At 53.0% G+C, this 25,535-nt stretch carries 24 protein-coding genes; 11 read left to right on the top strand and 13 right to left on the bottom strand.

The features are described 5' to 3' along the window. Positions 1 to 258 precede the first annotated feature (258 nt). The gene (locus WC1_RS02235; RefSeq protein WP_003024247.1) at positions 259 to 1,083 is read left to right on the top strand and encodes a protein bax; all 825 of its coding nucleotides are present in this window, start codon (positions 259 to 261) and stop codon (positions 1,081 to 1,083) included. 44 nt (positions 1,084 to 1,127) lie between these two features. Here the strand turns inward: WC1_RS02235 and xylR are convergent, their stop codons facing one another. Further along, the gene (xylR, locus tag WC1_RS02240) at positions 1,128 to 2,306 is read right to left on the bottom strand and encodes a D-xylose utilization transcriptional activator XylR (protein ID WP_003024250.1); all 1,179 of its coding nucleotides are present in this window, start codon (positions 2,304 to 2,306) and stop codon (positions 1,128 to 1,130) included. Positions 2,307 to 2,667: 361 nt separating this feature from the next. Here xylR and xylA point away from each other — a divergent pair, with 361 nt between their 5' ends. The 3 genes from xylA to yiaB all read left to right on the top strand — a co-directional run bounded on the left by xylA (position 2,668) and on the right by yiaB (position 6,037). Beyond that, positions 2,668 to 3,990, top strand: a complete 1,323-nt coding sequence (gene xylA / locus WC1_RS02245) for a xylose isomerase (protein WP_016151150.1) — start codon at positions 2,668 to 2,670, stop codon at positions 3,988 to 3,990. Between the two features lie 71 nt (positions 3,991 to 4,061). Then, positions 4,062 to 5,516, top strand: a complete 1,455-nt coding sequence (xylB, locus tag WC1_RS02250) for a xylulokinase (RefSeq protein WP_016151149.1) — start codon at positions 4,062 to 4,064, stop codon at positions 5,514 to 5,516. A gap of 167 nt (positions 5,517 to 5,683) precedes the next feature. After that, positions 5,684 to 6,037: an inner membrane protein YiaB gene (gene yiaB, locus WC1_RS02255; protein WP_016151148.1), complete on the top strand. Its 354-nt coding sequence runs from the start codon at positions 5,684 to 5,686 to the stop codon at positions 6,035 to 6,037. On the opposite strand, the gene WC1_RS02260 is transcribed toward yiaB, so the two are convergent. After that, the gene (locus tag WC1_RS02260) at positions 6,034 to 7,029 is read right to left on the bottom strand and encodes an acyltransferase (RefSeq protein WP_003024258.1); all 996 of its coding nucleotides are present in this window, start codon (positions 7,027 to 7,029) and stop codon (positions 6,034 to 6,036) included. The genes yiaB and WC1_RS02260 overlap by 4 nt on opposite strands. A gap of 172 nt (positions 7,030 to 7,201) precedes the next feature. Between WC1_RS02260 and WC1_RS02265 the strand changes: the two genes are divergently transcribed. The 3 genes from WC1_RS02265 (at position 7,202) to glyS (ending at position 10,596) form a co-directional block, all read left to right on the top strand. Then, complete coding sequence (locus WC1_RS02265; RefSeq protein ID WP_003024259.1) at positions 7,202 to 7,510, top strand: YsaB family lipoprotein; 309 nt, start codon at positions 7,202 to 7,204, stop codon at positions 7,508 to 7,510. 95 nt (positions 7,511 to 7,605) lie between these two features. Then, on the top strand, positions 7,606 to 8,517 hold the full coding sequence (gene glyQ / locus WC1_RS02270; protein WP_001168551.1) for a glycine--tRNA ligase subunit alpha: 912 nt from the start codon (positions 7,606 to 7,608) through the stop codon (positions 8,515 to 8,517). A gap of 9 nt (positions 8,518 to 8,526) precedes the next feature. Beyond that, positions 8,527 to 10,596, top strand: coding sequence for a glycine--tRNA ligase subunit beta (glyS, locus tag WC1_RS02275; RefSeq protein ID WP_016151147.1), 2,070 nt, complete (start codon positions 8,527 to 8,529; stop codon positions 10,594 to 10,596). 113 nt (positions 10,597 to 10,709) lie between these two features. Here glyS and cueP read toward each other — a convergent pair whose 3' ends face one another. The 3 genes from cueP to WC1_RS02290 form a co-directional block, all read right to left on the bottom strand. After that, positions 10,710 to 11,249 carry a copper-binding periplasmic metallochaperone CueP gene (gene cueP / locus WC1_RS02280; RefSeq protein ID WP_003024269.1) on the bottom strand — a complete coding sequence of 180 codons (540 nt, stop codon included), beginning with the start codon at positions 11,247 to 11,249 and terminating at the stop codon, positions 10,710 to 10,712. Between the two features lie 187 nt (positions 11,250 to 11,436). Beyond that, a complete protein-coding gene (gene cspA, locus WC1_RS02285) occupies positions 11,437 to 11,649 on the bottom strand; it encodes a transcription antiterminator/RNA stability regulator CspE (protein ID WP_000014594.1) in 213 nt (70 codons plus the stop codon). A gap of 279 nt (positions 11,650 to 11,928) precedes the next feature. Continuing rightward, positions 11,929 to 12,219 (bottom strand): HTH-type transcriptional regulator, encoded by a 291-nt coding sequence (locus WC1_RS02290; RefSeq protein WP_003024273.1) that lies wholly within the window; start codon positions 12,217 to 12,219, stop codon positions 11,929 to 11,931. A 380-nt stretch (positions 12,220 to 12,599) separates the two neighbouring features. Between WC1_RS02290 and WC1_RS02295 the strand changes: the two genes are divergently transcribed. Next, a complete protein-coding gene (locus WC1_RS02295; protein WP_003837709.1) occupies positions 12,600 to 13,310 on the top strand; it encodes a DUF3053 domain-containing protein in 711 nt (236 codons plus the stop codon). Positions 13,311 to 13,368: 58 nt separating this feature from the next. On the opposite strand, the gene ghrB is transcribed toward WC1_RS02295, so the two are convergent. The 6 genes from ghrB to WC1_RS02325 all read right to left on the bottom strand — a co-directional run bounded on the left by ghrB (position 13,369) and on the right by WC1_RS02325 (position 19,594). Beyond that, positions 13,369 to 14,343, bottom strand: a complete 975-nt coding sequence (gene ghrB, locus WC1_RS02300) for a glyoxylate/hydroxypyruvate reductase GhrB (RefSeq protein ID WP_016151146.1) — start codon at positions 14,341 to 14,343, stop codon at positions 13,369 to 13,371. Positions 14,344 to 14,601: 258 nt separating this feature from the next. Next, a complete protein-coding gene (locus tag WC1_RS02305) occupies positions 14,602 to 15,912 on the bottom strand; it encodes an MFS transporter (RefSeq protein WP_016151145.1) in 1,311 nt (436 codons plus the stop codon). A 70-nt stretch (positions 15,913 to 15,982) separates the two neighbouring features. After that, a complete protein-coding gene (locus WC1_RS02310) occupies positions 15,983 to 16,921 on the bottom strand; it encodes a sugar kinase (protein ID WP_003837715.1) in 939 nt (312 codons plus the stop codon). A 3-nt stretch (positions 16,922 to 16,924) separates the two neighbouring features. Next, entirely contained in the window at positions 16,925 to 17,674 is a 750-nt protein-coding gene (locus tag WC1_RS02315) for a sugar phosphate isomerase/epimerase family protein (protein ID WP_003024284.1), read from the bottom strand. Between the two features lie 99 nt (positions 17,675 to 17,773). Then, on the bottom strand, positions 17,774 to 18,790 hold the full coding sequence (locus tag WC1_RS02320) for a LacI family DNA-binding transcriptional regulator (RefSeq protein ID WP_003837718.1): 1,017 nt from the start codon (positions 18,788 to 18,790) through the stop codon (positions 17,774 to 17,776). A 141-nt stretch (positions 18,791 to 18,931) separates the two neighbouring features. After that, entirely contained in the window at positions 18,932 to 19,594 is a 663-nt protein-coding gene (locus tag WC1_RS02325) for an OmpA family lipoprotein (RefSeq protein WP_003837719.1), read from the bottom strand. 159 nt (positions 19,595 to 19,753) lie between these two features. Here WC1_RS02325 and WC1_RS02330 point away from each other — a divergent pair, with 159 nt between their 5' ends. Next, positions 19,754 to 22,087 carry a molybdopterin guanine dinucleotide-containing S/N-oxide reductase gene (locus tag WC1_RS02330; RefSeq protein WP_003846103.1) on the top strand — a complete coding sequence of 778 codons (2,334 nt, stop codon included), beginning with the start codon at positions 19,754 to 19,756 and terminating at the stop codon, positions 22,085 to 22,087. Here WC1_RS02330 and WC1_RS02335 read toward each other — a convergent pair. Together WC1_RS02335 and tag are read right to left on the bottom strand one after the other, a co-directional pair. Next, a complete protein-coding gene (locus tag WC1_RS02335) occupies positions 22,056 to 22,496 on the bottom strand; it encodes an N-acetyltransferase (protein WP_016151144.1) in 441 nt (146 codons plus the stop codon). The genes WC1_RS02330 and WC1_RS02335 overlap by 32 nt on opposite strands. After that, positions 22,486 to 23,055 carry a DNA-3-methyladenine glycosylase I gene (gene tag, locus WC1_RS02340; protein ID WP_003846107.1) on the bottom strand — a complete coding sequence of 190 codons (570 nt, stop codon included), beginning with the start codon at positions 23,053 to 23,055 and terminating at the stop codon, positions 22,486 to 22,488. Before tag ends, WC1_RS02335 begins: the two co-directional genes overlap by 11 nt. 157 nt (positions 23,056 to 23,212) lie before the next feature. Between tag and WC1_RS02345 the strand changes: the two genes are divergently transcribed. Beyond that, positions 23,213 to 23,914, top strand: a complete 702-nt coding sequence (locus WC1_RS02345) for an autotransporter outer membrane beta-barrel domain-containing protein (protein WP_003846109.1) — start codon at positions 23,213 to 23,215, stop codon at positions 23,912 to 23,914. Positions 23,915 to 24,165: 251 nt separating this feature from the next. Then, positions 24,166 to 25,368, top strand: a complete 1,203-nt coding sequence (locus WC1_RS02350; protein WP_003024301.1) for an L-lactate MFS transporter — start codon at positions 24,166 to 24,168, stop codon at positions 25,366 to 25,368. Positions 25,369 to 25,535: the final 167 nt, after the last annotated feature.

The following is a 25,535-nucleotide window of genomic DNA, read 5'->3' as shown; positions in this document are numbered from 1 at the left end:
TCATCCTTTGAGTCGATTCCGCCAGGAGGAGAAGTGAGGGTGAGCGATCGCGTTCAAAAAATGAACTTATTTTGCGATAACCTCCACATTTTCTTCGAATTAATGGCACCTTGAACCGTTAATGCGTGACATAGTTTCAGAATTGGACTATTCCTTTGGGTGCTCTTGACGGCTATTTTTGATATGATTTGAGATTCATCTCTCATTTTTGTGAAAAATATAAGGTGTTGGAATGTATAAATCCGACCAGGAGACCTAATGATATTGACTCCCATTCGACGATATGGGGCAATGATTCTTATGTTACTCACCGTTGCATTTTCGGGTGAGGTGCTGGCAAAGACACACACGGCGACAACGAGTCACAAGCCCCAGATAACCAAGGCAAGTAATAAACAGGTTAGCAGTAAACAAGAGTATTCTCGCAATAGTGCAAAGAGTAGTTCACTTCCTGATTTGCGAAAATACCCTTCCGGAACACCAAGGAAAAAAGCGTTTCTCCGGACGGTTATGCCTTATATTACCAGTCAAAATGCTGCCATTACTGCGGACCGTAACTGGCTGATTTCAAAACAGTACCAGAATCGCTGGTCACCGACTGAGCGTACGCGTATGAAAGACATCGCGAAGCGCTACAAGGTGAGCTGGTCTGGCAACACGCGTAAAATTCCGTGGAATACGCTGCTTGAGCGCGTAGACATTATCCCGACGAGCATGGTGGCAACCATGGCTGCGGCCGAAAGCGGCTGGGGTACGTCGAAGCTGGCGCGTAGCAATAACAACCTGTTTGGCATGAAATGTGGCAAAGGTCGTTGTAACAATGCCCCAGGTAAGGTGAAAGGCTACTCACAGTTTGAATCGGTGAAAGAGTCGGTGAATGCTTACGTCATCAACCTGAACACGCACCCGGCTTACTCTTCTTTCCGTAAATCACGTGCGCAGCTGCGTAAAGCCGATCAGGAAGTCACCGCTACCGCGATGATCCATAAGCTGAAGGGTTATTCCACTAAAGGACAGAGCTACAACAACTATCTGTTCGCAATGTATCAGGATAACCAGCGTTTAATCGCCGCGCATATGTAATTCTGTGTGCCGGATGGCGGCTTCGCCGTATCCGGCAATAATCCTCACAGCAACACTTCGCTGTTCACATCGCGATACTCTTTTGGCGTCGTGTCGTACTCTTTCTTGAAGACCGAATAGAAATACTGCAGAGACGGATAGCCACACATCTGTGAAATTTCGTTGATTGAAAGCGTGGTAGAAATCAACAGACTGCGCGCTTTTTCCAGCTTTTCGGCATGAATCACGGCGTGAATAGTCTCTCCGACCTCTTCTTTAAAACGCTTCTCCAGATTTGAACGTGAAATCCCTACTGAATCAAGAACTTGCTCAACCTTAATCCCTTTGCAGGCATGATTGCGGATAAAGTGCATCGCCTGAATGACGGCAGGATCGGTCAAGGAGCGGTAATCGGTTGAGCGCCGCTCAACCACGCGCACCGGAGGAACCAGAATGCGTTGCAGCGGCAGCGCCTCATTCGCCAGCAAGCGGTGCAGAAGTTTTGCGGCCTGGTAGCCCATCTGCCGGGCTCCCTGAGCCACGGATGACAGCGCTACCCGTGATAAGTAACGGGTCAGTTCTTCGTTATCTATTCCTATCACGCATAGCTTTTCCGGTACCGGGATATGTAGGTGCTCGCAGACCTGCAGGACGTGTCGTGCCCGCGCGTCGGTGACCGCGATAATGCCGGTTTGCGGCGGCAACGTTTGTAGCCAGTCTGCCAAACGATTTTGCGCGTGCTGCCAGTTTTCCGGCGCAGTTTCCAGCCCCTGGTAGACGACGCCTCGGTACTTTTCTTTAGCCACCAACTGGCAAAAGGCATATTCACGTTCTGCGGCCCAGCGTTTACCGCTTGAGGAAGGCAGGCCGTAAAACGCAAAACGGTTAACCCCTTTCTCTTTCAGATGCAGAAAAGCGCTTTCTACCAGCGCGTGGTTGTCGGTAGCAATGTAATGTACCGGGGGATAATCTTGCTCCCGATGGTAGGAACCCCCAACGCCGATGATCGGAACATCGACATCGGCAAGTAATTGCGCAATGTCATCATCGTCATAATCGGCAATAACGCCATCGCCTAACCAGTCTTTAATATTATCGATACGGGCGCGGAAATCTTCCTCAATGAATATATCCCACTCGGATTGCGATGCCTGTAAATATTCACCCACTCCTTCTACCACCTGACGGTCATAGGCTTTATTGGCATTGAATAACAGAGTGATGCGGTGACGTTTATCAAACATAAGAACCTGTCCTGGAAAGGTTAACGTGGGCCTGTCGATACTAGCAAAACCGCCGGTACGACTGCTTGATGAAGCGTGACAAATTTCCTGATTGCCTGAGGCCAGGCAAAATTTACATACTGTCAGCGGGATGACAATTGTCATTTTTCATCTGCGCATTACGGTTTTTTGTTTAATGGCTAACCTTCGATCGCGATCGCTTTTTTATTTCGTTTTTCAGCGCGTTTTTTTGGGAGCCAGCGCACGTTTGGGTATTCTCTTAATAGCGGTGTGAAATAACGTAATTGAGCAATAAATCAGGAAATTCCAGTATAGCCATATCGCAGTTTACTTACCGTATTACCTGATTATGGAGCTTATTATGCCGGCTTATTTTGACCAACTCGATCGTGTTCGTTTTGAAGGTACTCAATCCACCAACCCGCTCGCATTTCGCCATTACAATCCTGACGAAATCGTGTTGGGCAAACGTATGGAAGAGCATCTGCGTTTTGCTGCCTGCTACTGGCATACCTTCTGCTGGAACGGTGCGGATATGTTCGGTATGGGCGCTTTCGATCGTCCGTGGCAGCAGCCTGGTGAAGCACTGGCGCTGGCGAAACGCAAAGCGGACGTGGCATTTGAGTTCTTCCACAAGCTGAACGTGCCTTACTACTGCTTCCATGATGTGGATGTCTCGCCTGAAGGGGCTTCACTGAAAGAGTACAAAAACAACTTTGCGCAGATGGTTGATGTGCTGGCGGCAAAACAGGAACAGAGCGGCGTGAAGCTGCTGTGGGGAACAGCAAACTGCTTTACCAACCCACGCTACGGTGCGGGTGCGGCAACAAACCCGGATCCAGAAGTGTTCAGCTGGGCCGCCACGCAGGTGGTTACGGCCATGGATGCCACGCACAAGTTAGGCGGTGAAAACTACGTTCTGTGGGGTGGTCGTGAAGGCTATGAGACGCTGCTGAATACCGATCTGCGTCAGGAACGTGAGCAAATTGGTCGCTTCATGCAACTGGTGGTGGAACACAAACACAAAACCGGTTTCCAGGGCACTTTGCTTATCGAGCCGAAACCGCAGGAACCGACCAAGCACCAGTACGACTACGATGCGGCGACCGTCTACGGCTTCCTCAAGCAGTTCGGTCTGGAAAAAGAGATCAAACTGAATATCGAAGCTAACCATGCCACGCTGGCGGGCCACTCGTTCCATCACGAAATCGCCACCGCTATCGCGCTGGGTCTGTTTGGCTCTGTTGATGCCAACCGTGGTGACGCGCAGCTGGGCTGGGACACTGATCAGTTCCCGAACAGCGTAGAAGAGAACGCGCTGGTGATGTACGAAATCCTGAAAGCGGGCGGTTTCACCACCGGTGGCCTGAACTTCGATGCCAAAGTGCGTCGTCAGAGTACCGATAAATATGATCTGTTCTATGGTCATATTGGCGCGATGGATACCATGGCACTGTCGTTGAAAATTGCGGCCCGTATGATTGAAGACGGTGGTCTGGATCAGCGCGTGGCAAAACGTTATGCCGGTTGGAATGGTGAGCTGGGCCAGCAAATTCTGAAAGGGCAGATGACGCTGACGGAAATTGCGCAGTACGCTGAACAACATAACCTGGCGCCGGTGCACCAGAGCGGTCATCAGGAATTGCTTGAAAATCTGGTGAACCATTATTTGTTCGACAAATAATGGGTTTCTGAGAACGTCCGTAAGCCCGGTCAGCTCGCGCTACCGGGCCTTTCTTTAAGGAACGATGCCTTATGTATATCGGGATAGATCTTGGCACATCAGGCGTAAAGGCCATCCTGCTCAACGAGCAGGGGGATGTGGTCGCTTCGCACACGGAGAAACTCACCGTCTCGCGCCCGCATCCGTTATGGTCTGAACAAGACCCTGAGCAGTGGTGGTCGGCAACGGATCGGGCTGTGAAAGCATTGGGCCAGCAGCATTCGCTTCGCGAGGTGAAAGCGCTGGGGATTGCCGGACAGATGCACGGCGCGACGCTACTGGATGAGCAACAGAAGGTATTGCGTCCGGCTATTCTGTGGAACGATGGTCGCTGTGGTGAAGAGTGCGTGATGCTGGAGAATCAGGTTCCGCAGTCTCGTGCGATCACCGGCAACCTGATGATGCCTGGCTTTACCGCGCCAAAACTGCTGTGGGTGCAACGCCACGAGCCGGAAATGTTCAACCAGATTGATAAAGTCCTGCTGCCGAAAGATTACCTGCGTTTGCGCATGACCGGTGATTTTGCCAGCGATATGTCTGATGCGGCAGGGACAATGTGGCTGGATGTCGCGAAGCGTGACTGGAGCGATGTCATGCTGGCTGCCTGTAAACTGACTCGCGCACATATGCCTGCGCTCTATGAAGGCAGCGAGATTACCGGAACCTTGTTGCCAGATGTCGCTAAAGCCTGGGGAATGCAGGAGGTTGCGGTTGTTGCCGGAGGTGGTGATAACGCGGCGGGGGCGGTTGGCGTAGGCATGATGAATGCCGGTCAGGCGATGCTTTCGCTGGGGACATCCGGTGTCTATTTTGCGGTGAGTGATGGTTTCCTTAGCAAACCGGAAAGTGCGGTTCACAGTTTTTGCCATGCTTTGCCTGAGCGATGGCATCTGATGTCTGTGATGTTAAGTGCGGCATCGTGTCTGGACTGGGCGGCAAAATTAACCGGACTGGCGAGCGTTCCTGCATTGATTGACGCTGCGCAACAGGCCGATGAACACGCGGAGCCGGTCTGGTTTTTACCTTATCTTTCCGGTGAACGTACGCCGCATAACAATCCGCAGGCCAAGGGCGTATTTTTCGGTCTGACGCATCAGCATGGTCCGGCAGAACTGGCGCAGGCGGTGCTGGAAGGTGTGGGGTTTGCGCTGGCTGACGGTATGGACGTGGTACATGCCTGCGGCGTGCAGCCCGCCAGCATTACGTTGATTGGCGGCGGGGCGCGCAGTGAATACTGGCGTCAGATGCTATCTGACATCAGCGGATTGCAGCTGGATTATCGTACCGGCGGTGATGTCGGCCCTGCACTTGGTGCGGCGCGACTGGCGCAAATTGCCATGAATCCGCAGCGGCCTTTATCAGACCTTCTGCCTCAGCTTACGCTGGAACAAGCGCATTATTCTGACGCCGGGCGCCACGCGCTTTACCAACAACGTCGGGAAACCTTCCGCCGAATCTACCAGCAGTTGCAACCGCTGATGTCCTGATCCTCGTTCCCCTCTGGTAAACAGAGGGGATTTATCAAATGTATATTTCAATCCAATAAATAGTTAGTACGCATGGATTTATTCTGAAAGTCCGGCGTAGTGCCATTTTTCTGTGTTGTCTTTAGCGGGTTATTCATATTGTATCCATGATGGATAAGGAGATCCCAATGAAGACGACAAGGCTGTTGCCATGGATATTATTCCTGTCTGGCGCACTGATTTACGTTATTGGCTTATGGCAGGCATGCCCGTTATTGAGTGGCAAAGGCTATTTTCTGGGCGTGCTAATGACAGGGATGTTTGTGGCGTATGTTTATCAGCGTGCAGTGAATCTCAATCAGAGCGACGAACGCTTCGCCTCTGTATGTCAAATGGTCACACTCATCACGGCAGGATTGCTGCTGGTGGGTGTATGGAATGCCCCGTTATCCCCCCTCGAAAAAGGGCTGTACCCGGTGGCATTCATCGTATGTTTACTGGGGCAAGTTTTGTTGCTACGTCTGCAAAATACGGGGGATTAACTCACCAGCCTGCGCGTATCGATACGCTGCAACAGTATGGACAACAGTAAACTGCCTGCCAGCGTGGCGCTGAAAATCCACAGCATATCCAGCGGTGGCCAGTTTTTGAGTTCAATTCCGTTGGTTCGTAGTGCGTGAATGATCAGCGCATGAAAACCATAAATGCCCAATGAATGGCGAGAAATAAGGCCCAGTAGCGGCAGAGTACGTGTGCTGAGCGTATTTTTGACCAGCGTCAGGAGTGAGACGGCGCAAATAAATACCGCAGGGCCGCAGTAGAGGTACCAGGTGTCGGCAAAATTGCCTCGCCAGCGCAGTTCATGCAATGTGCCACGAGAAATAATAAATACTGCGGTAATGAATAACGCCGCACAGAGCCAGCTGAGCGCGCGCTTTTGCGTATCCATCATGCCAATCGCCCGGCCCAGCATGCCGTACAGGATGTAATAGAAGGTGTCGCCGCTGATGTACAGGTTAATGGGTAGCCATTCAAAACCGCCAATTTTTTGCGAGACGGTATTGGGATTGGCAATCACGCCTATCACCACCATCAACGCCAGCAGCATCTTGCCGCTGATATTTTTCACCTGTATCAGCGGAGAAACCAGGTAGATGACGGCGATCGCGAAGAAAAACCACAGATGATAGAACACCGGCTTTTGCAGCAGGTTCTTCAGCGACAGCTCAGCGTTGATCGAGGTAAACAGCAGGATATAGGCCAGCGCCACGCTGCTGTAAAACAGAATGCAGAGCGTGATGCGCAGGAAATGGCGCGGTTTGGCGCTACGCTCGCCAAAAAACAGATAGCCCGAAATCATAAAGAACAGCGGGACGCTGACGCGAGAGGCTGAATTGAGCACGTTAGCCAGATCCCAATTCAACGGGCTGACGCTTTGCGCATTGGTGATGTACCAGGTCGTGGTGTGGATCATCACGACCATTAAACAGGCTATCCCGCGCAGGTTATCAATCCAGAAAATTTTGGGCTGCATCAGTTCCTCTGTGTCCATTAAAAAAAGTCTGACCGATATTTTGCGAACGTAGCTCACTGGAATAATCCGAGTTCTTACGCTAAAGCTTGAGATGGTCTGATGAGATTCTCAAAATAGGATCTGTTTCCAGACACTAATAATAAGACTGACCAGCAAACCAGGCGGTAATAAAATGATGATGAAGTATTTCTTTCCCACAATCGCTACCCTTTTGCTGGTAGCGTGCGCTGACACACAACCGTCTGCACCCGCGCAGAAAGCGCAAAAGGTTAAGGTCAGTGCCACACGTTCGCTGGATATGGAGTCATTGTGCAAAAATGAGGCGGCGCAACGCTACAACACTGGCGCGCAGAAAATTGATATCTCCGGCCTGGAGCAATTCCAGGGCAGCTATGAGATGCGTGGTTCTACCTTCCGTAAAGAGAGTTTTGTCTGTTCTTTTGATGCAGACGGGCAGTTTTTGCACCTTTCCATGCGCTAAGTTCCCCCTTTTTCCCGTTTCGTACTGTATATCTTGCAGCCAGCGGGTATACTGATCGCTTCCTTTAAATCCACACGTATCCAGCACGAAATAATATGCAAAAGTTTGATACCAGGACCTTCCAGGGCTTGATCCTGACCTTACAGGATTACTGGGCTCGCCAGGGCTGCACCATTGTTCAACCATTGGACATGGAAGTCGGCGCGGGAACATCTCACCCAATGACCTGCCTGCGTGCGCTGGGGCCGGAACCGATGGCGACTGCTTATGTGCAGCCTTCCCGTCGTCCGACCGATGGCCGCTATGGCGAAAACCCGAACCGCTTACAGCACTACTATCAGTTCCAGGTAGTGATTAAGCCGTCACCGGACAACATTCAGGAGCTGTACCTGGGTTCTCTGAAAGAGCTGGGTATGGACCCGACCATTCACGATATCCGTTTCGTGGAAGATAACTGGGAAAACCCGACGCTGGGTGCCTGGGGTCTGGGTTGGGAAGTGTGGCTGAACGGCATGGAAGTGACTCAGTTCACCTACTTCCAGCAGGTTGGTGGTCTGGAATGTAAACCAGTAACCGGGGAAATTACCTACGGTCTGGAACGTCTGGCCATGTACATTCAGGGCGTAGACAGCGTTTACGACCTGGTCTGGAGCGACGGCCCGCTGGGTAAAACCACTTACGGTGACGTGTTCCATCAGAACGAAGTGGAGCAATCCACCTACAACTTTGAATACGCCGACGTGGACTTCCTGTTCACCTGCTTCGAGCAGTACGAGAAAGAAGCGCAGCAGCTGCTGGCGCTGGAAAATCCGCTGCCGCTGCCTGCGTATGAACGTATTCTGAAAGCCGCCCATAGCTTCAACCTGCTGGATGCGCGTAAAGCCATCTCCGTCACCGAGCGTCAGCGCTATATCCTGCGCATTCGCACCCTGACCAAAGCAGTGGCAGAAGCTTACTACGCTTCCCGTGAAGCCCTTGGCTTCCCGATGTGCAACAAAGACAAATAAGAGGCGGCCATGTCTGAGAAAACTTTTCTGGTGGAAATCGGCACTGAAGAGCTGCCACCAAAAGCACTGCGCAGCCTGGCTGAGTCCTTTGCTGCAAACTTTACCGCGGAGCTGGACAACGCTGGCATCGCGCACGGCAACGTTGAGTGGTTTGCTGCACCGCGTCGCCTGGCGCTGAAAGTCGCGAATCTGGCGGAATCTCAACCCGATCGTGAAGTTGAAAAACGCGGTCCGGCCATTGCCCAGGCGTTTGACGCTGAAGGCAAACCGAGCAAAGCGGCAGAAGGTTGGGCACGTGGCTGCGGCATCACGGTTGATCAAGCTGAGCGTCTGACTACCGACAAAGGCGAATGGCTGCTGTATCGCGCACATGTGAAAGGCGAAAGCGCTGAAACGCTGCTGCCAAACATGATCGCCACTTCGCTTGCGAAGCTGCCGATCCCGAAACTGATGCGCTGGGGCGCGTCTGACGTTCACTTCGTGCGTCCGGTTCACACCGTGACTCTGCTGCTGGGCGACAAAGTTATTCCGGCAACGATTCTGGGCATTCAGTCCGATCGTGTGATCCGTGGACACCGCTTTATGGGCGAGCCGGAATTCACTATCGATTCTGCCGATCAGTATCCGGAAATCCTGCGTGAGCGAGGCAAAGTCATTGCGGATTACGCTGAGCGTAAAGCGAAAATCAAAGCCGATGCTGAAGAAGCGGCGCGTAAAATTGGCGGTAACGCTGACCTGAGCGACAGCCTGCTGGAAGAAGTCACCTCGCTGGTAGAATGGCCGGTAGTGCTTACCGCGAAATTCGAAGAGAAATTCCTCGCTGTTCCGTCTGAAGCGCTGGTACACACCATGAAAGGTGACCAGAAGTACTTCCCGGTTTATGCGAACGACGGCAAATTGCTGCCGAACTTTATCTTCGTTGCCAACATCGAATCGAAAGATCCGACCCAGATTATCTCCGGTAACGAGAAGGTTGTTCGTCCGCGTCTGGCGGATGCCGAGTTCTTCTTCAATACCGACCGTAAAAAACGCCTTGAAGACCATCTGCCGCGTCTGCAAACCGTGCTGTTCCAACAGCAACTGGGTACGCTGCGCGACAAGACTGACCGTATCCAGGCGCTGGCGGGCTGGATTGCTGGTCAAATTGGCGCTGACGTTAACCACGCAACCCGTGCTGGCCTGCTGTCCAAGTGCGACCTGATGACCAACATGGTCTTCGAGTTCACCGACACCCAGGGCGTGATGGGAATGCACTACGCGCGTCACGATGGCGAAGCGGAAGATGTCGCTGTGGCGCTGAACGAGCAGTATCAGCCGCGTTTTGCCGGTGATGACCTGCCGTCTAACCCGGTGGCTTGTGCCGTGGCGATTGCTGACAAGATGGACACCCTGGCGGGTATCTTCGGTATTGGTCAGCATCCGAAAGGCGACAAAGACCCGTTTGCGCTGCGTCGTGCTGCGCTGGGCGTGCTGCGTATCATCGTTGAGAAGAACCTGAATCTGGATCTGCAAACGCTGACGGAAGAGGCTGTTCGTCTGTATGGCGACAAGCTGACCAACGCCAACGTGGTGGATGACGTTATCGACTTTATGCTTGGTCGCTTCCGCGCCTGGTATCAGGACGAAGGTTATACCGTCGATACCATTCAGGCCGTGCTGGCTCGTCGTCCGACTCGTCCGGCTGATTTCGACGCACGTATGAAGGCGGTTTCGCACTTCCGTACCCTGGAGGCCGCGTCCGCGCTGGCTGCCGCGAACAAGCGCGTATCAAATATTCTGGCGAAGTCTGAAGAAACGCTGAATGACCGTGTGAATGCGGCAACGCTGAAAGAGCCGGAAGAAATTGCGCTGGCGATGCAGGTTGTGGTGCTGCGCGATAAGCTGGAGCCTGTTTTCGCCGCTGGCCATTACCAGGAAGCGCTGGTTGAGTTAGCGGAACTGCGTGAGCCGGTTGATGCGTTCTTCGAGAAAGTGATGGTCAACGTAGAAGATAAAGATCTGCGTATCAACCGTCTCTCCATGCTCGAAAAACTGCGCGAACTGTTCCTGCGCGTGGCGGATATTTCGCTGCTGCAGTAACGGTCCTGAGCTGACTTAGAAAATGCCGGATGGCAGCTTCGCCTTATCCGGCCTACGAGATAAACACCAGTAGGCCGGATAAGCATTGCGCCATCCGGCATTTTTTTATGTTGTTAGCGCAGCTGTAATTTAGTCAGACAGGTCTGGCTGTCTTCCATGGTCTTAATGGGATACTCCGCTTTTTTGCCGTTGTAGCTTACTGCGATGGTGCCTGCCATATTGCGCGGTAGCCAAACCCCGACGAAGCCATTTCGACCGCTCTTCATCTCTTTTTGTAGCACTACGTCACCCTTGTTATCCGTCACTTTGACATTGAATGTCTTCTCCGGCATTTCGCCCTGGCAACCGGAAAGGCTGTGGTTGAAGCAAGGATGTGTTTGCCATTCATAAGGGGCAAATGACAGATAGAACTTGTCACCGAGCGGCAGGGTATAGATCTGATCGCCTGAAGAGAGCTTCAGTTCAGTGCTGGTGACGGATGCCGAGTAGGGCAGTGGGCGGCTCTGTGGAGACTGGTCAATGGCCTCGACGATTTGCTCGACGGATTTTCCGCTGAGCCCGTGTTCCGCCAAAAAAGTGGCTTCAGGGGTTGCGGCGAACGCGCTACCGGTGGTGAGTAAACCTAAAACCAGCAGTAATGAGGATTTCGACATAGCTTCAATTCCTTGTGAACGTTGTGGAATACAGACTGGCTCACTATAAAGCTTGCCCTTAGGGAAAGGTCAAAGGGGCTGCGGGTAAAGTAATGCAAAGACGCGTGTGGGCGAGGCGTTTTAAGAAGTACAGATAAAAAAAATCCCCGCCGTTTGGCAGGGATTCAGAATCTTGAGCTTTTTAAGCTTACAGGCTGGTTACGTTGCCAGCTGCCGGGCCTTTAGCGCCGCTTTCGATGGTGAAGGAAACTTTCTGACCTTCGTCCAGAGATTTGTAGCCATCGTTCTGGATAGCAGAGAAGTGTACGAACACGTCTTTAGAGCCATCGTCAGGAGTGATGAAGCCGAAACCTTTGTCAGCGTTGAACCATTTTACGATACCAGTCATTTTACCGGACATAGTGTATTACCTTTTAAAAAATAAGTGTGCCTTTCGGCGATATGGCGTGCTTTACAGATTTTTTAACAGTAAAGGAAATGCTCACTACGAAGGGTATCAACGATAACTCTTGAAGGGACTTGCCTTACTAACTGCTGTAATGGTCTGTACGTCAAACCGTTGAGGGCATTAACTCATTTTACGCATGTGGATGCAACTACTATTTTCTTTTTTGTGGATAACCTTCGTAAGGGAACGGCCCCGTTACAGGACCGTTCTTAAGCAAAATTGAAAAATAGTTCAATCCATCAGTTGCTTACTTAATCTTGGATCTGCCTGGATCAGGCGCATTAACTTCAATTCGGTAGTGGAAGGCTTTACGCGTTTAGACTCCCATTCATGAACCATCGCGACTGTCACGCCCATTACTCGGGCAAAATCATCTGTTTTTAAACCCGTCCCTCGTCGTAACTGTTCAAATTCGGTGAAAGGGTTGGTTTTTTGCGTCAGAGTGACCGTCTGCGATACATCTTTAAAAACAATCTGCTCCAGACTGCTTAGCAGTTCAAACATAGGATCTTTGTATTCCATTGAGAACTCCTATAAATCACACAGCGGGATCGTGAATTTTCTCGAAGCTCATTAAGAGTAGTCGCAAAAAATGAAGTCGGATTCGGGGTTTGAGAGATGGATTCGTTTCAGCAGATCGCAGGTGACAATCTGTTTCTGGCTAACGAACTGATAAAGGTCGGGATCTCCGAACGATCGATTACGATTGTAAAGATGACTAAAATATGACGCCGAGTAGTAAATGCAGCATTGTTTAGCAAAACGAACGGTGGTGGGAACGGTTATTTTCCCCCACAAGATTATGCGGAAAGGGTATCTTGCGGGGCTGACCTGGACTATCCTTGTTAACGTCAGGCACGCGGGTGTCGTTGTGCGCATTTTTGGGTGAAAGGAGTATTAAAATGGCGACAGGTAAGTCCTGCTCTCGCTGGTTTGCGCCTGTTTTGGCGCTCTTAATGGTAGTTGGCCTGAGTGGGTGTTTTGATAAAGAAGGCGATCAACGCAAAGCGTTTATCGATTTTCTGCAGAATACTGCAATGCGTAGCGGAGAGCGTTTACCAACGCTGACCGCCGATCAGAAAAAACAGTTTGGCCCGTTTGTGTCCGATTACGCGATTCTGTATGGCTATTCGCAGCAGGTTAATCAGGCGATGGACTCCGGTCTGCGTCCGGTGGTTGATAGCGTAAATGCGATTCGTGTTCCTCAGGATTATGTGACTCAGCGTGAGCCGCTGCGTCAGGCAAATGGTGCGCTAGGTGTATTAGGGCAACAGTTGCAGAATGCGAAACTACAGGCAGATGCTGCGCATGGCGCGCTGAAGCAGGGCGAAGATCTGAAGCCGGTCTTTGACCAGGTTTACAATAAAGTCGTCACTGTACCTGCAGAGGCGTTACAGCCGCTGATCCCTGCAGCGCAAATCTTCACGCAGCAGTTAGTGCAGGTTGGTGATTTTGTGGCGCAGCAGGATACGCAGGTGAGCTTTGTCGCCAACGGTATCCAGTTCCCAACGTCACAGCAGGCAAGTCAGTACAACACGCTGATTGGCCCGTTGGCTTCTCAACATCAGGCATTTAACCAGGCCTGGACTGCTGCGGTGAATGCCGCTCAGTAATTAAGCCGCTGTAAGATATGAAGGGCCGGGTGAGCGTAAGCGCTACCCGGCCTTTTGTTTATCGCGCGACCTGCGGGTTTACGCAGTTCTTCTCAACGCGTCCTTGCAGCGCATCGATTAAGTTATCCACCGCACAGGCCGCCATGTTATAGCGTGTTTCGTGCGTGGCTGAACCAATGTGCGGCACAGCAACCACGTTTGGCAGCGACAGCAGCGGTGAGTCTGCCGGTAATGGCTCCTGCTCAAACACATCCAGGCCAGCGGCATGAATTTCGCCGTTTTGCAGGGCGGCAATCAGTGCTTTTTCATCGACCACCGGCCCACGTCCGGCGTTAATGAAAATGGCGGAAGACTTCATTTTGGCAAACTGTTCGGTGCTGAACAGATGATGCGTTTCGTCGGTTAACGGCAGGATCAGGCAGACAAAATCGGATTCTTGTAACAGCGTATCAAGATCGCAGTAGCGCGCATTGAAGCGTTCTTCTGCTTCCTGATGATGACGGCGCGCATTATAGAGAATCGGCATGCTAAAGCCGAAATGCGCACGTTGTGCCAGCGCCAAGCCAATACGGCCCATGCCGACAATCCCCAGCGTTTTGTGGTGCACATCCGTACCGAACCAGTCCGGCCCGATACTTTTGGTCCATTCACCGACCTTCACCCGTTCAGCCACTTCTACCACGCGGCGAGCGGTACTTAACACCAGCGCCATCACCGTATCGGCGACGGTTTCTGTCAGTACGGTTGGCGTGTGCATCAACAGCACCTTACGCGCGTTAAGGGCATCGACGTCGAAGTTGTCATAGCCGACGGAAATCGTGGAGGTCGCACGCAGTTTCGGCATTTTCTCCAGTAGAGCGGTATTGACGGCTTCACTGGAGCCCAGCAGACCTTCCGCATTGGCAAACGCTTCGGCGTGCTGTGCGACCGTTTCCGGGCGCAGGTTAGGCACACGAGTCACAGTAAAATGCTCTTCCAGGCGATGCAGTAAATCGTCAGGTAACGCTTTATAGAGAATAATGGACGGCTTCATGCGAATCTCCGTAAGTTAAAATTTAAGCGTGGCGTGCGCCAATAGGTAGCTGTTGATTATTAGCAGGCTCAGGCCGAGTCCTGCCGTTGCACACGCACGTCGCTGGCGGTTATTTTTGCCCAGTGCAAGGCACGAGCAGAGAAGTTTGGTGAACCAAACGAGCTGGGAGTAACGCCGCAATGGGCAAAAATAGCCCCAGCCCTTCGGGACACGCGTCAGAACCACGAACTCTTCGTTGTCTGGCTTGGGCATAGTTCACTATGCCCAGCGCCCTCCGCCTTGATTACGCGGTTCTGCCACAGTGTCGACGGTGTGTTCAATGGCAGGACTCGGCCTCACAATGAGAGTTAGCCATACTGAGACAAAAAGCGCTACCCCCATAAAAATGTACGAGGCGGACGGGCTGCCGGTAGCGCCATTGAGGTAGCCGACAAACCATGAACCAAAGAATGAGCCTAGCGCGCCCATACTGTTAATCAGCGCCATTGCACCCCCGGCAACGTTGCGCGGCAGCATTTCCGGAATGATGGCAAAGAAAGGACCATAAGGGGCATACATTGCCGCACCCGCAATAACCAAAAGCGTGTAAGAAATCCAGAAGTGGTCTACGCCCACGGCCCAGGAGCCGATAAAAGCGAAAGCAGCTATCAGTAACAGTGGCCAGACAAACAGCTTACGATTTTGCAGTTTATCGGAGGCCCAGGAAACGAGGATCATCGCCGCAGTCGCCGCCAGATAAGGTACGGATGACAGCCAGCCAACCTCAACCATCCCCAGATTTGCACCGCCGTTGCGGATAATCGACGGCAGCCACAGGACAAAACCATAGACGCCAATACTCCAGGTGAAATACTGCATACACAGCAGGATGACGTTACGTGAGCGGAAAGCCTCGCTATAGTTCCGTACGGCTTTGATTCCTTGCTGCTCTTTTTCCAGTTGTGCCTGAAGGGCGGCTTTTTCAGATTCTGACAGCCAACCGACCTGAGACGGTTTGTCTTTTACCAGCACCCACCAGCAGAACGCCCAGATGATGGCCGGGAAGCCCTCGATGATGAACATTTCCCGCCAGCCCAGCGCCTGGATCAGATACCCGGAAACCACGGACATCCACAGCACGGTGACCGGGTTGCCAAGGATCAGGAAGGTGTTGGCGCGTGAACGTTCGGATTTGGTAAACCAGTTGCTGATATAAATCAGCATTGCGGGCATCACGGCAGCTTCAACGACACCGAGAATAAAGCGAATGGCGGCGAGCATGGGAATGTTACTGACCATGCCGGTCAGTGATGCGCATCCACCCCAGAGGATCAGACAGACAAAAATCAGTTTTCTTACGCTGCGACGCTCGGCGTAAATCGCGCCTGGGATCTGGAAGAAGAAATAACCGAGGAAAAACAGCGCGCCCAGCAGGGAAGAGATCCCTTTAGTAATGCCGAGATCCTCGTTGATACCGGCGGCGGAGGCGAAGCTGAAGTTCGCGCGGTCGAGATACGCCAGGCTGTACGTGATAAACACGATTGGCATGATGTACCACCAGCGTTTTGCTGCATTTGTTGAGCTATTCATAGACTGCCCTCTGATTATGCTGTTACGCCGCCTCTGAATGTAGGGTACAGAGACAGAGTTGACCGGGAATTTATTCCCCTAATTGTTCACGTGTGGGTAATCCTTCGCTGTCGCCCTGAACCTGAATGGCCAGAGCGCCAATTTTATTGCCGCGGGTCACCGCCTGATGCAGCGAGCGACCTTCCAGCAGGGCGCTGATAACGCCGACCGCAAAGCCATCGCCTGCGCCGACGGTGTCGACCACGTTGTCGACTTTTACCGGTGCGACGCAGCCCTGCTCGCCGTTGGCGGCTTTATACCAGGCGCCATCGGCCCCTGTTTTGATGATCACGGCCTTCACCCCGTGGCGCAGATAAAAGTCGGCGATGGCTTCAGGCGTCTGCTGACCGGTTAAAATCATGCCCTCTTTTAATCCAGGCAAAACCCAGTCGGCCTGGAATGCCAAACGGTTCAGTTTTTCCACCATCTCGGCTTCGCTTTTCCACAGCACAGGGCGTAAATTCGGGTCGAACGAGATGGTCTTCCCTTGTGCTTTCAGTGTGCGGGCGGTATGGGCTAACAGTTCATAAGAGCTGGCAGAAAGTGCCGCCGCTACGCCGCTCAGGTGCAGGTGGCGCGCGCTGGCGAAGTAGGCTTCGTGATAATCCTCAATGCTGAGGTGGCTGGCAGCGGAACCTTTGCGGAAGTATTCCACAATGGGATCGGTTCCATTTTCGACCTTAGATTTAAGCTGAAAGCCGGTAGCGTAACGCTCGTCCTGGGTGACTCCCTGCGCATCAATCCCTTCTTTTTCCAGCGACTTAACGATAAAACGGCCAAAACTGTCGTTGCCTACACGGCTTACCCAACCGACCTTCAGGCCCAGCCGGGCAAGACCGGTCGCCACATTGAGTTCAGCGCCAGCAACGCGCTTGATAAACTGCTCCACATCCGCCAGTTCGCCGGTTTGCGTGGCGACAAACATCGCCATCGCTTCACCAATCGTTACCACATCCAGTGACTTTTTCATGCGTTACTCCTCGCGTAACAACTCGACGTAACGGCGGGTAACCGCCGCCAAATCCTGCCCTTCCAGGGGAAACTCAATGCCGCGTGGAACATCGCCCGGCAGCGTTTTCAACAGCGTCAGCCAGCGCGGATCGGCTGCATCAGGCGGTACGGCACGGTAGCTGTCGCGATGTGCAACGGCGGCTTTGACATGGATATACCCAACGGTTGACGCCAGTTTCTGCGCCGCCTGTTCCGGGGAGTCGCCCACCCACAGCCAGTTGCCCATATCGAAGGTCAGAGATATCGGCAGATTTTGCGTCTGGCAGGCTTCGTTAAAGCGCTGCATCGGCTTCAGGCGTCCGCAGGCGGTCTGATCGTTTTCGACAACCAGTTCCATTCCGCTGTTGTCCAGCCATTCACGTAACACGTTGAACTGTTCTGTATGGGAGAAATGGCCGAGGGAGACTTTTAGCCATAGCGCCTGCAGGGCCTGTGCTTCTTCAAGTAGCGCAGGAAGTCGGGGATTGAGGCTACCGTCCTCAAGGAACAACGGCTCAGGCGCTGAGTAACAGGCCAGCAGGCCGAAGATTTCGATAGCAGATGCCACCGTGGACAGCGTGTGCAGCTCGGCGTCGGTCAGCAATTCGCGGCGGATTTCGACGCCGTCAGCACCGGCTTCAGCGATAATGGGCAGCATTGCCGTTTGCCCGCCAGCGGCCCGTACCTGGTCGTGGCCGTAAGCGGCGGTGACCACCATAATTTTTCTTTTCATGGAAACTCCAGACTAGCGTTCTTGCTATAACGCTAGATGGAACCGGTTCCAAAGAAAAGCTTATGATGTTGAATTTATGATCACCATCACGAAGGAAATTTAACGGGCGGTAGAGCCGCGAACGATCAGTTCGCCGGAGAAGACCTGTTCCTGAATGGCAGCAGAGCCGCCATCGATCCGGCGTACAACCTGCTCAACGGCGGTGTAGCCAATCTGCCAGGTAGGTTGTTTCAACGTGGTAATACCAACGCCCGCCAGTTCGGCCCATTCCAGTTCGTCAAAACCGAGCAGGCCGATATCGCTGCCCCAGTTAAGGCCAATGCGTTTCAGGGCGCGGGCAACCTGCAGTGTGAGAGCGCCATTAGCTGAGATAACAGCTTTGCGCATTCCCCGGTGCTGCTGGTGGAACTGGCGCAGGGTTTCGTCCAGCTGCGTATTGTCCGTGAGCGGGACTTCGGCATTTTGTGCGATAACGCCGGGGTACTGTGCGAGGGTGGCGCGAAAAGCGCTCAGGCGTTCGCGGCGGGTATTCACCATGCCGAGCGGTTCGCTGAGGAACAGGATGGCTTCAAAACCTTGTTCGACCAGATGTTCCGTGGCAACCGTTGCCGCCTGGGTGTTATCCAGCCCGACCATATCACAGGCGAAATCGGGAATTTTACGGTCAATCAGCACCATCGGCAGCGCAGACTGCTGCAGCCGATTTAGCCCCTCTTCGCGCATCCCGACGGCGTTGACCACAATCCCTTCGACCTGGTAGCTGCGCAGCAGGTCAAGATAATGCAGTTCCTGATCCACTTCGTTGTTGGTGTTACACACCAGCGGGGTAAAGCCTTTATCACGACAGGCAGCTTCAATGCCGCTCAACACGTTGACGGAGTAGGGATTGGTAATATCGGCGATGATCAGACCAATCAGGCGGGTACGACCATGTTTCAGTCCTCTTGCCATCAGGCTGGGACGGTAGTCGAGATCGGCAATGGCTTGTTCAATGCGGGCCAGTAGCGCGTCGGAAAGCAGGTGCTTTTCACCGTTGAGATAGCGTGAAATGCTGGTCTTGCCGGTTTTTGCGGCTTTCGCCACATCGCTGATGGTTGCCCGTGTTGATTTGCTCATCGCTGATTTCCCTGAATTTCGTGTGAATACCTTAGCGGGAAAATCTGACGAAGCAAGTAATTTGCCCGGTGGCGCTGCGCTTACCGGGCCTACATGTCGAACGTAGGCCGGGTAAGGCGAAGCCGCCACCCGGCTCAACGATTACTGCATAGGACTCAACGTAATCTCTACGCGACGGTTCTGCGCTTTACCTTCCGCCGTGCTGTTGCTGGCGATCGGATTTGACGGACCCATGCCCTGAGTGCGGATACGATTAGCGGCAACCCCTTGCGTGATTAAGGCGCTGGCCACGGAGTCCGCGCGTTGCTGAGACAGACGCATATTCAGATCCTGGCTGCCGGTGCTGTCGGTGAAGCCCAGCACGTTGACGGCGGTTTTATTGTACTCTTTCAGTACCATTGCCACGCCGGTCAGGGTGTTGGCACCAGCAGGTTTCAGGTTGGCGCTACTGCTGTCGAAGGTGACGTTATTCGGCATATTCAGAATGATGTTATCGCCACTACGCGTCACGCTGACGCCCGTTCCCTGCATTTTGTCGCGCAGTTTGGCTTCCTGCACGTCCATGTAATAACCGACACCGCCGCCAACGGCCGCACCCGCCGCTGCGCCAATCAGTGCGCCTTTACCGCGATCTTTCTTCGAAGAAGAGAGTGCGCCAATGCCCGCGCCGACCAGAGAGCCAATACCCGCGCCAATGCCGGATTTACCTGCTTCGCGTTCGCCGGTGTAAGGGTTTGTTGTGCAGCCAGAAACCGCCAGGGCGCCGCTCACAATGGCAGCAATAACAAAAACACGTTTCTTCATCTTAATTCCTTAATGACTTTTTCTTCTTTGCCACAGCGACCGTGGCGGTTGATTATGACGTGTGAACATGAAGAAAATTCCAGGGAAGACTCTGAAATTTGTAAGTAACATTGAACGGCATAATAAATAAGCCGTCACATCGCATTCAGGAGCGCCATCTTGGCTAATTCACCCGCACATTACTCGGTGTTAACCGCCGCCCACTGGGGACCAATTCTCGTCGACACCGATGGTGAGACGGTTTTCTCCTCGCGTGGCGCGCTGCCCACTTCCCATCCCAACTCTTTGCAAACCGTGGTGCGCGACCAGGTTCACAGTAAAACGCGGGTACGTTTTCCAATGGTGCGTAAAGGCTTTCTCGCCTCGCCGGAGAATCCCCAGGGCGTGCGTGGGCAGGATGAATTTGTTCGCGTCAGTTGGGACGACGCGCTGAATCTTATCCATACGCAGCATAAACGCATCCGTGACAGCTACGGCCCGGCCTCGATTTTTGCCGGTTCCTACGGCTGGCGCTCTAACGGCGTGTTACACAAAGCGGCAACCCTGCTACAACGCTATATGGCGCTGGCAGGCGGTTATACCGGGCATCTGGGAGATTATTCGACGGGGGCTGCGCAGGCGATCATGCCGTACGTGGTGGGCGGTAACGAAGTTTACCAGCAGCAAACCAGCTGGCCAGTGGTGCTTGAGAACAGCGAGGTGGTGGTGTTATGGAGCGCTAATCCGCTGAATACACTGAAGATTGCCTGGAATGCGTCCGATGAGCAGGGGCTCGCTTACTTTGAGGCTTTGCGCGACAGCGGTAAACGGTTGATCTGTATCGATCCGATGCGATCGGAAAGCGTCGAATTCTTTGGCGAAAAGATGGAATGGATTGCCCCGCATATGGGGACCGACGTGGCGCTGATGCTGGGCATCGCGCATACGCTGGTGGAAAACGGCTGGCATGACGAGGATTTTCTCGCCCGGTGTACCACCGGCTATGACCGTTTTGCAAACTATCTGCTGGGTAAATCTGATGATGTTGTGAAAACGGCAGAGTGGGCTGCGGAGATTTGCGGTATACCCGCAACAAAAATACGCGAACTTGCGGCGATATTTCACCAAAATACCACCATGCTGATGGCCGGATGGGGGATGCAGCGCCAACAGTATGGTGAGCAGAAACACTGGATGATCGTCACCCTGGCCGCCATGCTCGGGCAAATCGGGACGCCAGGCGGCGGTTTTGGGCTGTCGTACCATTTTGCCAACGGAGGCAACCCAACGCGCCGGGCTGCGGTGCTGGCTTCAATGCAGGGCAGCGTTAAAGGCGGTACCGACGCGGTAGATAAAATCCCGGTGGCGCGAATTGTTGAAGCGCTGGAAAATCCCGGTGGTTTTTACCAGCACAACGGCATGGACCGCCATTTCCCGGACATCCGCATGTTGTGGTGGGCTGGTGGCGCTAACTTCACCCATCATCAAGACACTAACCGTTTAATTCGCGCCTGGCAAAAACCGGAGCTGGTGGTTATCTCGGAGTGTTTCTGGACCGCCGCAGCGAAGCATGCCGATATCGTACTGCCGGCGACCACCTCCTTTGAGCGCAATGATTTGACCATGACCGGCGACTACAGCAACCAGCACCTGGTGCCGATGAAGCAGGTTGTGCCGCCGCAGGACGAAGCGCGAAATGATTATGATGTTTTTGCCGAGCTGAGTGAACGCTGGGAAGAGGGCGGTTACGAGCGATTCACCGAAGGCAAAAGCGAGCTGGAATGGCTGGAGACGTTTTACAATATTGCCGGGCAACGTGGGGCCAGTCAGCAGGTGACATTGCCGCCTTTCGCCGAGTTTTGGCAGCGCAACGCCCTGATCGAAATGCCGGAAAATGCCGCCAGCGCGCAGTTTATCCGTTTTGCGGATTTTCGCCGCGACCCGCAGGCTCATCCGCTGAAAACGGACAGCGGAAAAATTGAAATCTACTCCGCGAGGATTGCTGGTTACGGCTACGCGGACTGTGCGGGGCACCCGATGTGGCTGGAGCCGGATGAGTGGTTCGGTAACGCCGAACCGGACCAGCTACAGCTGCTTTCCGCCCATCCGGCGCACCGTTTGCATAGTCAGCTTAACTACAGTGCGCTACGTGAGCAGTACGCGGTAGCGGATCGTGAGCCGGTAACGATTCATCCGCAGGATGCCCACGCGCGCGGCATTGCGGATGGCGATACGGTCAGGGTGTGGAACCAGCGTGGTCAAGTTCTGGCGGGCGCGGTGGTGACGGCGGGTATTAAACCCGGCGTTATCTGTATTCATGAAGGCGCCTGGCCTGATTTGGATCTCGCAGCGAACGGTATTTGTAAAAATGGCGCCGTCAACGTGCTGACCAAAGATCTCCCCAGCTCGAAGCTGGGGAATGGCTGCGCGGGCAACACCGCGCTGGCGTGGCTTGAAAAATACAACGGACCCACGTTGACGCTTACGGCGTTTGATCCGCCTGCCAGCCCATAATCCACGTGGGATGGTGAGTCTCTTCCTGCCATGCGCCGTCTTCAATGCGAAAACCCAGCGCATGGTAGAAGTTCACCGCGGATTGATTCTTCTGGTACACCTCAAGGCTGAGTAACGAAAAGCGCTGCTGCACATGCTGCACAAGCGCTTTGCCGATCCCGCTTCTGATGGCGGCAGGCGCGACAAACAGCGCGCCGAGGAAGCGGTCATCAATGACGCTGACAAAACCTTTGAGCTCGCCTTCTTCTTCCCATACCCAGGTTTGCGCGGCTGGCAGATAAACATCCCGCACCACTGATTCACTTTCGCGCCAGTAGCGCTCTTCGATAAACGGATGGGCATGGATTGTGCTTTCCATCCACAGCGTCAGAATCGCTGGTAGATCTTCAGCCTTTGATTCACGAATCATGTTGTTCTCCCGGATAACAGATGCAGCTGGTGACATGATCGTTGACCAGGCCGCATGCCTGCATAAAGGAGTAACAAATGGTGGTGCCGACAAACTTAAAACCGCGTTTTTTTAACGCTTTAGACAGCGCGTCTGACGCAGGCGTGGAGGTGGGAATATCGCTCAGGTTGGCGGCGCGGGTCACTTGTGGTTGGTTATCAACAAATGACCAGACGAACTCGCTAAACGACTCTCCGTTTTGTGCCATCGTCAGAAAGGCACGAGCGTTGCCGATAATGGCCTGAATTTTTCCGCGATGGCGAATTATGCCGGCATCCAGTACCAGCCTTTCCACATCCTCTTCGGTCATGGCCGCCACTTTTTCCGGGTCAAAATGGTGGAAAGCGTGGCGATAATTTTCCCGTTTCTTGAGTACGGTAATCCACGATAACCCGGCCTGCTGGCCTTCGAGGCAGATCATTTCGAACAGCTTTTTGCCATCGGTTTCGGGGACGCCCCATTCCTTGTCGTGGTAGGCAATGTAAAGTGGATCCTGACTGACCCATCCGCAACGCTGCATATTCTTCCTCGCTGTTTTTACTGGCGTAAAAATTTCATTCGGCCCGCCTTGACGCGCCAGCTAAAAAGACAATATTTAATACAAGGCCTGCTGGCCCAAATACTTCACACAATGACAATAATATCGCCGAATTCGGCTCTTTTCTGGAGTCGCGTTGATGCTTATAAGAAACAGTAGTGGTCGCCAAAGGTTAACTCTGGCGAGCGTCATAGTTTGTGCGCTGTCCATCAATACAGCATATGGCTGGCAACAAGAATATATCGTTGATGCGCTGTCAGGGCATACGGCTGAACGTTATACATGGGACAGCGATCACCAACCACGTTATAACGACATTCTGGAAGAACGTATTCGTTCCACTCAGAACGTGGCGGGGCCCGTGGTGAATCTGGCGGATGAGACACCTATGGATGCCACCAGCGGCATGAGTATGGGCTGGAACTTCCCGCTTTCAAGGCAGGTGACAACCGGTCCGGTTGCCGCGCTGCATTATGACGGTTCCACCACATCCACTTACAACGAATTTGGCGATAGCGCGACGTCGGTAACGCAGAACGATCCGCTGTGGCATGCCAGCGTGAGCTCGTTGGGCTGGCGAGTCAATTCGCAGTTCGGTGATGTGCGACCGTGGGCGCAAATCAGCTATAACCAGCAGTTTGGCGAAAATATCTGGAAGGCGCAGTCGGGTCTCAGTCGCATGACGGCGGCGGGTCAGGACGGTAACTGGGTAGATGTTACCGTCGGTGCGGATATGCTGTTGAACCCGCACATGGCGGCTTACGCGGCGCTGTCGCAGGCGGAAAATAGCACCAACAACAGCGACTATATGTACACCATGGGAGTGAGCGCCAAATTTTAACGTAAACAATCATCACATAAACATCTTGATTACATGTTGAGATCAACAATCACACGCACTCCAGCGATAGCGTGTACTAACTCATGCGATAAAATTCAGTAACCCGACTTTTTGTCTCGTCATTCATTCCGCATTCCAGGCATTTCATTCCGTCCTGGCGGCATTTCATGCCGTTTTCCCCTGCTCATAAAAACGCTTCGGTATGGTTGTTGGCAGAGAATTTCCCCTTTTGTTTATGCAGGAAGACTGCCATGAAAACTTCTGATTATCAGCGTACCCGCTGGCTGACACTGATCGGCACCATCATTACCCAATTTGCTTTAGGTTCTGTTTATACCTGGAGCCTGTTTAACGGTGCGCTTTCTTCTAAGCTTGATGCGCCGGTGAGTCAGGTTGCCTTTTCCTTTGGCCTGCTGAGCCTCGGGCTGGCAATTTCTTCTTCCGTCGCCGGGAAACTGCAGGAACGTTTTGGCGTGAAACGCGTCACCATGGCCTCCGGTATTTTACTCGGTGTGGGCTTCTTCTTAACCGCCCACTCTGACAGCCTGATTATGCTGTGGCTGAGCGCTGGTGTGTTGGTTGGTCTGGCGGATGGCGCAGGCTACCTGTTAACACTTTCCAACTGTGTAAAATGGTTCCCGGAGCGTAAAGGGCTGATTTCCGCCTTCGCTATCGGTTCTTACGGTCTTGGCAGCCTCGGTTTTAAATTCATCGATAGCCAACTGTTGAGCACCGTGGGTCTGGAAAAAACCTTCATGATCTGGGGCGCGATTGTGCTGGTAATGATCGTCTTTGGCTCCACGCTGATGAAAGACGCGCCGAATCAGGAAGTGAAAACGAAAAATGGCGTGGTTGAGAATGACTACACCCTGGCGCAGTCCATGCGTAAACCGCAGTACTGGATGCTGGCGGTCATGTTCCTGACGGCATGTATGAGCGGGCTGTACGTAATTGGCGTGGCGAAAGATATCGCACAAAGTCTGGCACATATGGATGTGGCAACGGCGGCAAACGCGGTGACCGTGATTTCTATCGCTAACCTGTCCGGTCGTCTGGTTCTGGGGATTCTGTCCGACAAAATCTCTCGTATTCGCGTTATCACCATTGGTCAGGTCGTTTCGCTGGTGGGTATGGCCGCACTGCTGTTCGCGCCGTTGAATGATGTGACCTTCTTTACGGCGATTGCCTGTGTGGCATTTAACTTTGGCGGCACCATCACCGTGTTCCCGTCACTGGTGAGTGAGTTCTTCGGTTTGAACAACCTGGCTAAAAACTACGGTGTCATTTACTTAGGTTTCGGTATCGGCAGCATTTGTGGTTCCATTATCGCCTCGCTGTTCGGCGGATTCTATGTGACCTTCTGCGTTATCTTTGCGCTGTTAATTATCTCGCTGGCGCTTTCTACCACTATTCGTCAGCCGCAGCGTAGCGTCTATACCGAGGCACACGCCTGAATCTATTAGTGGTCTGATTAATGCCCGGCGCATATATTTACAAAAATATATGCGCCGTTTGCATTCTCTATAAGCACTTTTCTTCCCTCCTGTGGTCTACTTACCTGCGCTGTAGAATTTTCTTATTATCTGCACTTGTCGCACTTTTCCCCTGTATGGCCTGACAG

Source organism: Citrobacter sp. KTE30 (genome assembly GCF_000398825.1).
Classification (GTDB): Bacteria; Pseudomonadota; Gammaproteobacteria; order Enterobacterales; family Enterobacteriaceae; genus Citrobacter; species Citrobacter freundii.
This window is presented reverse-complemented; position numbering and strand designations above follow the sequence as displayed.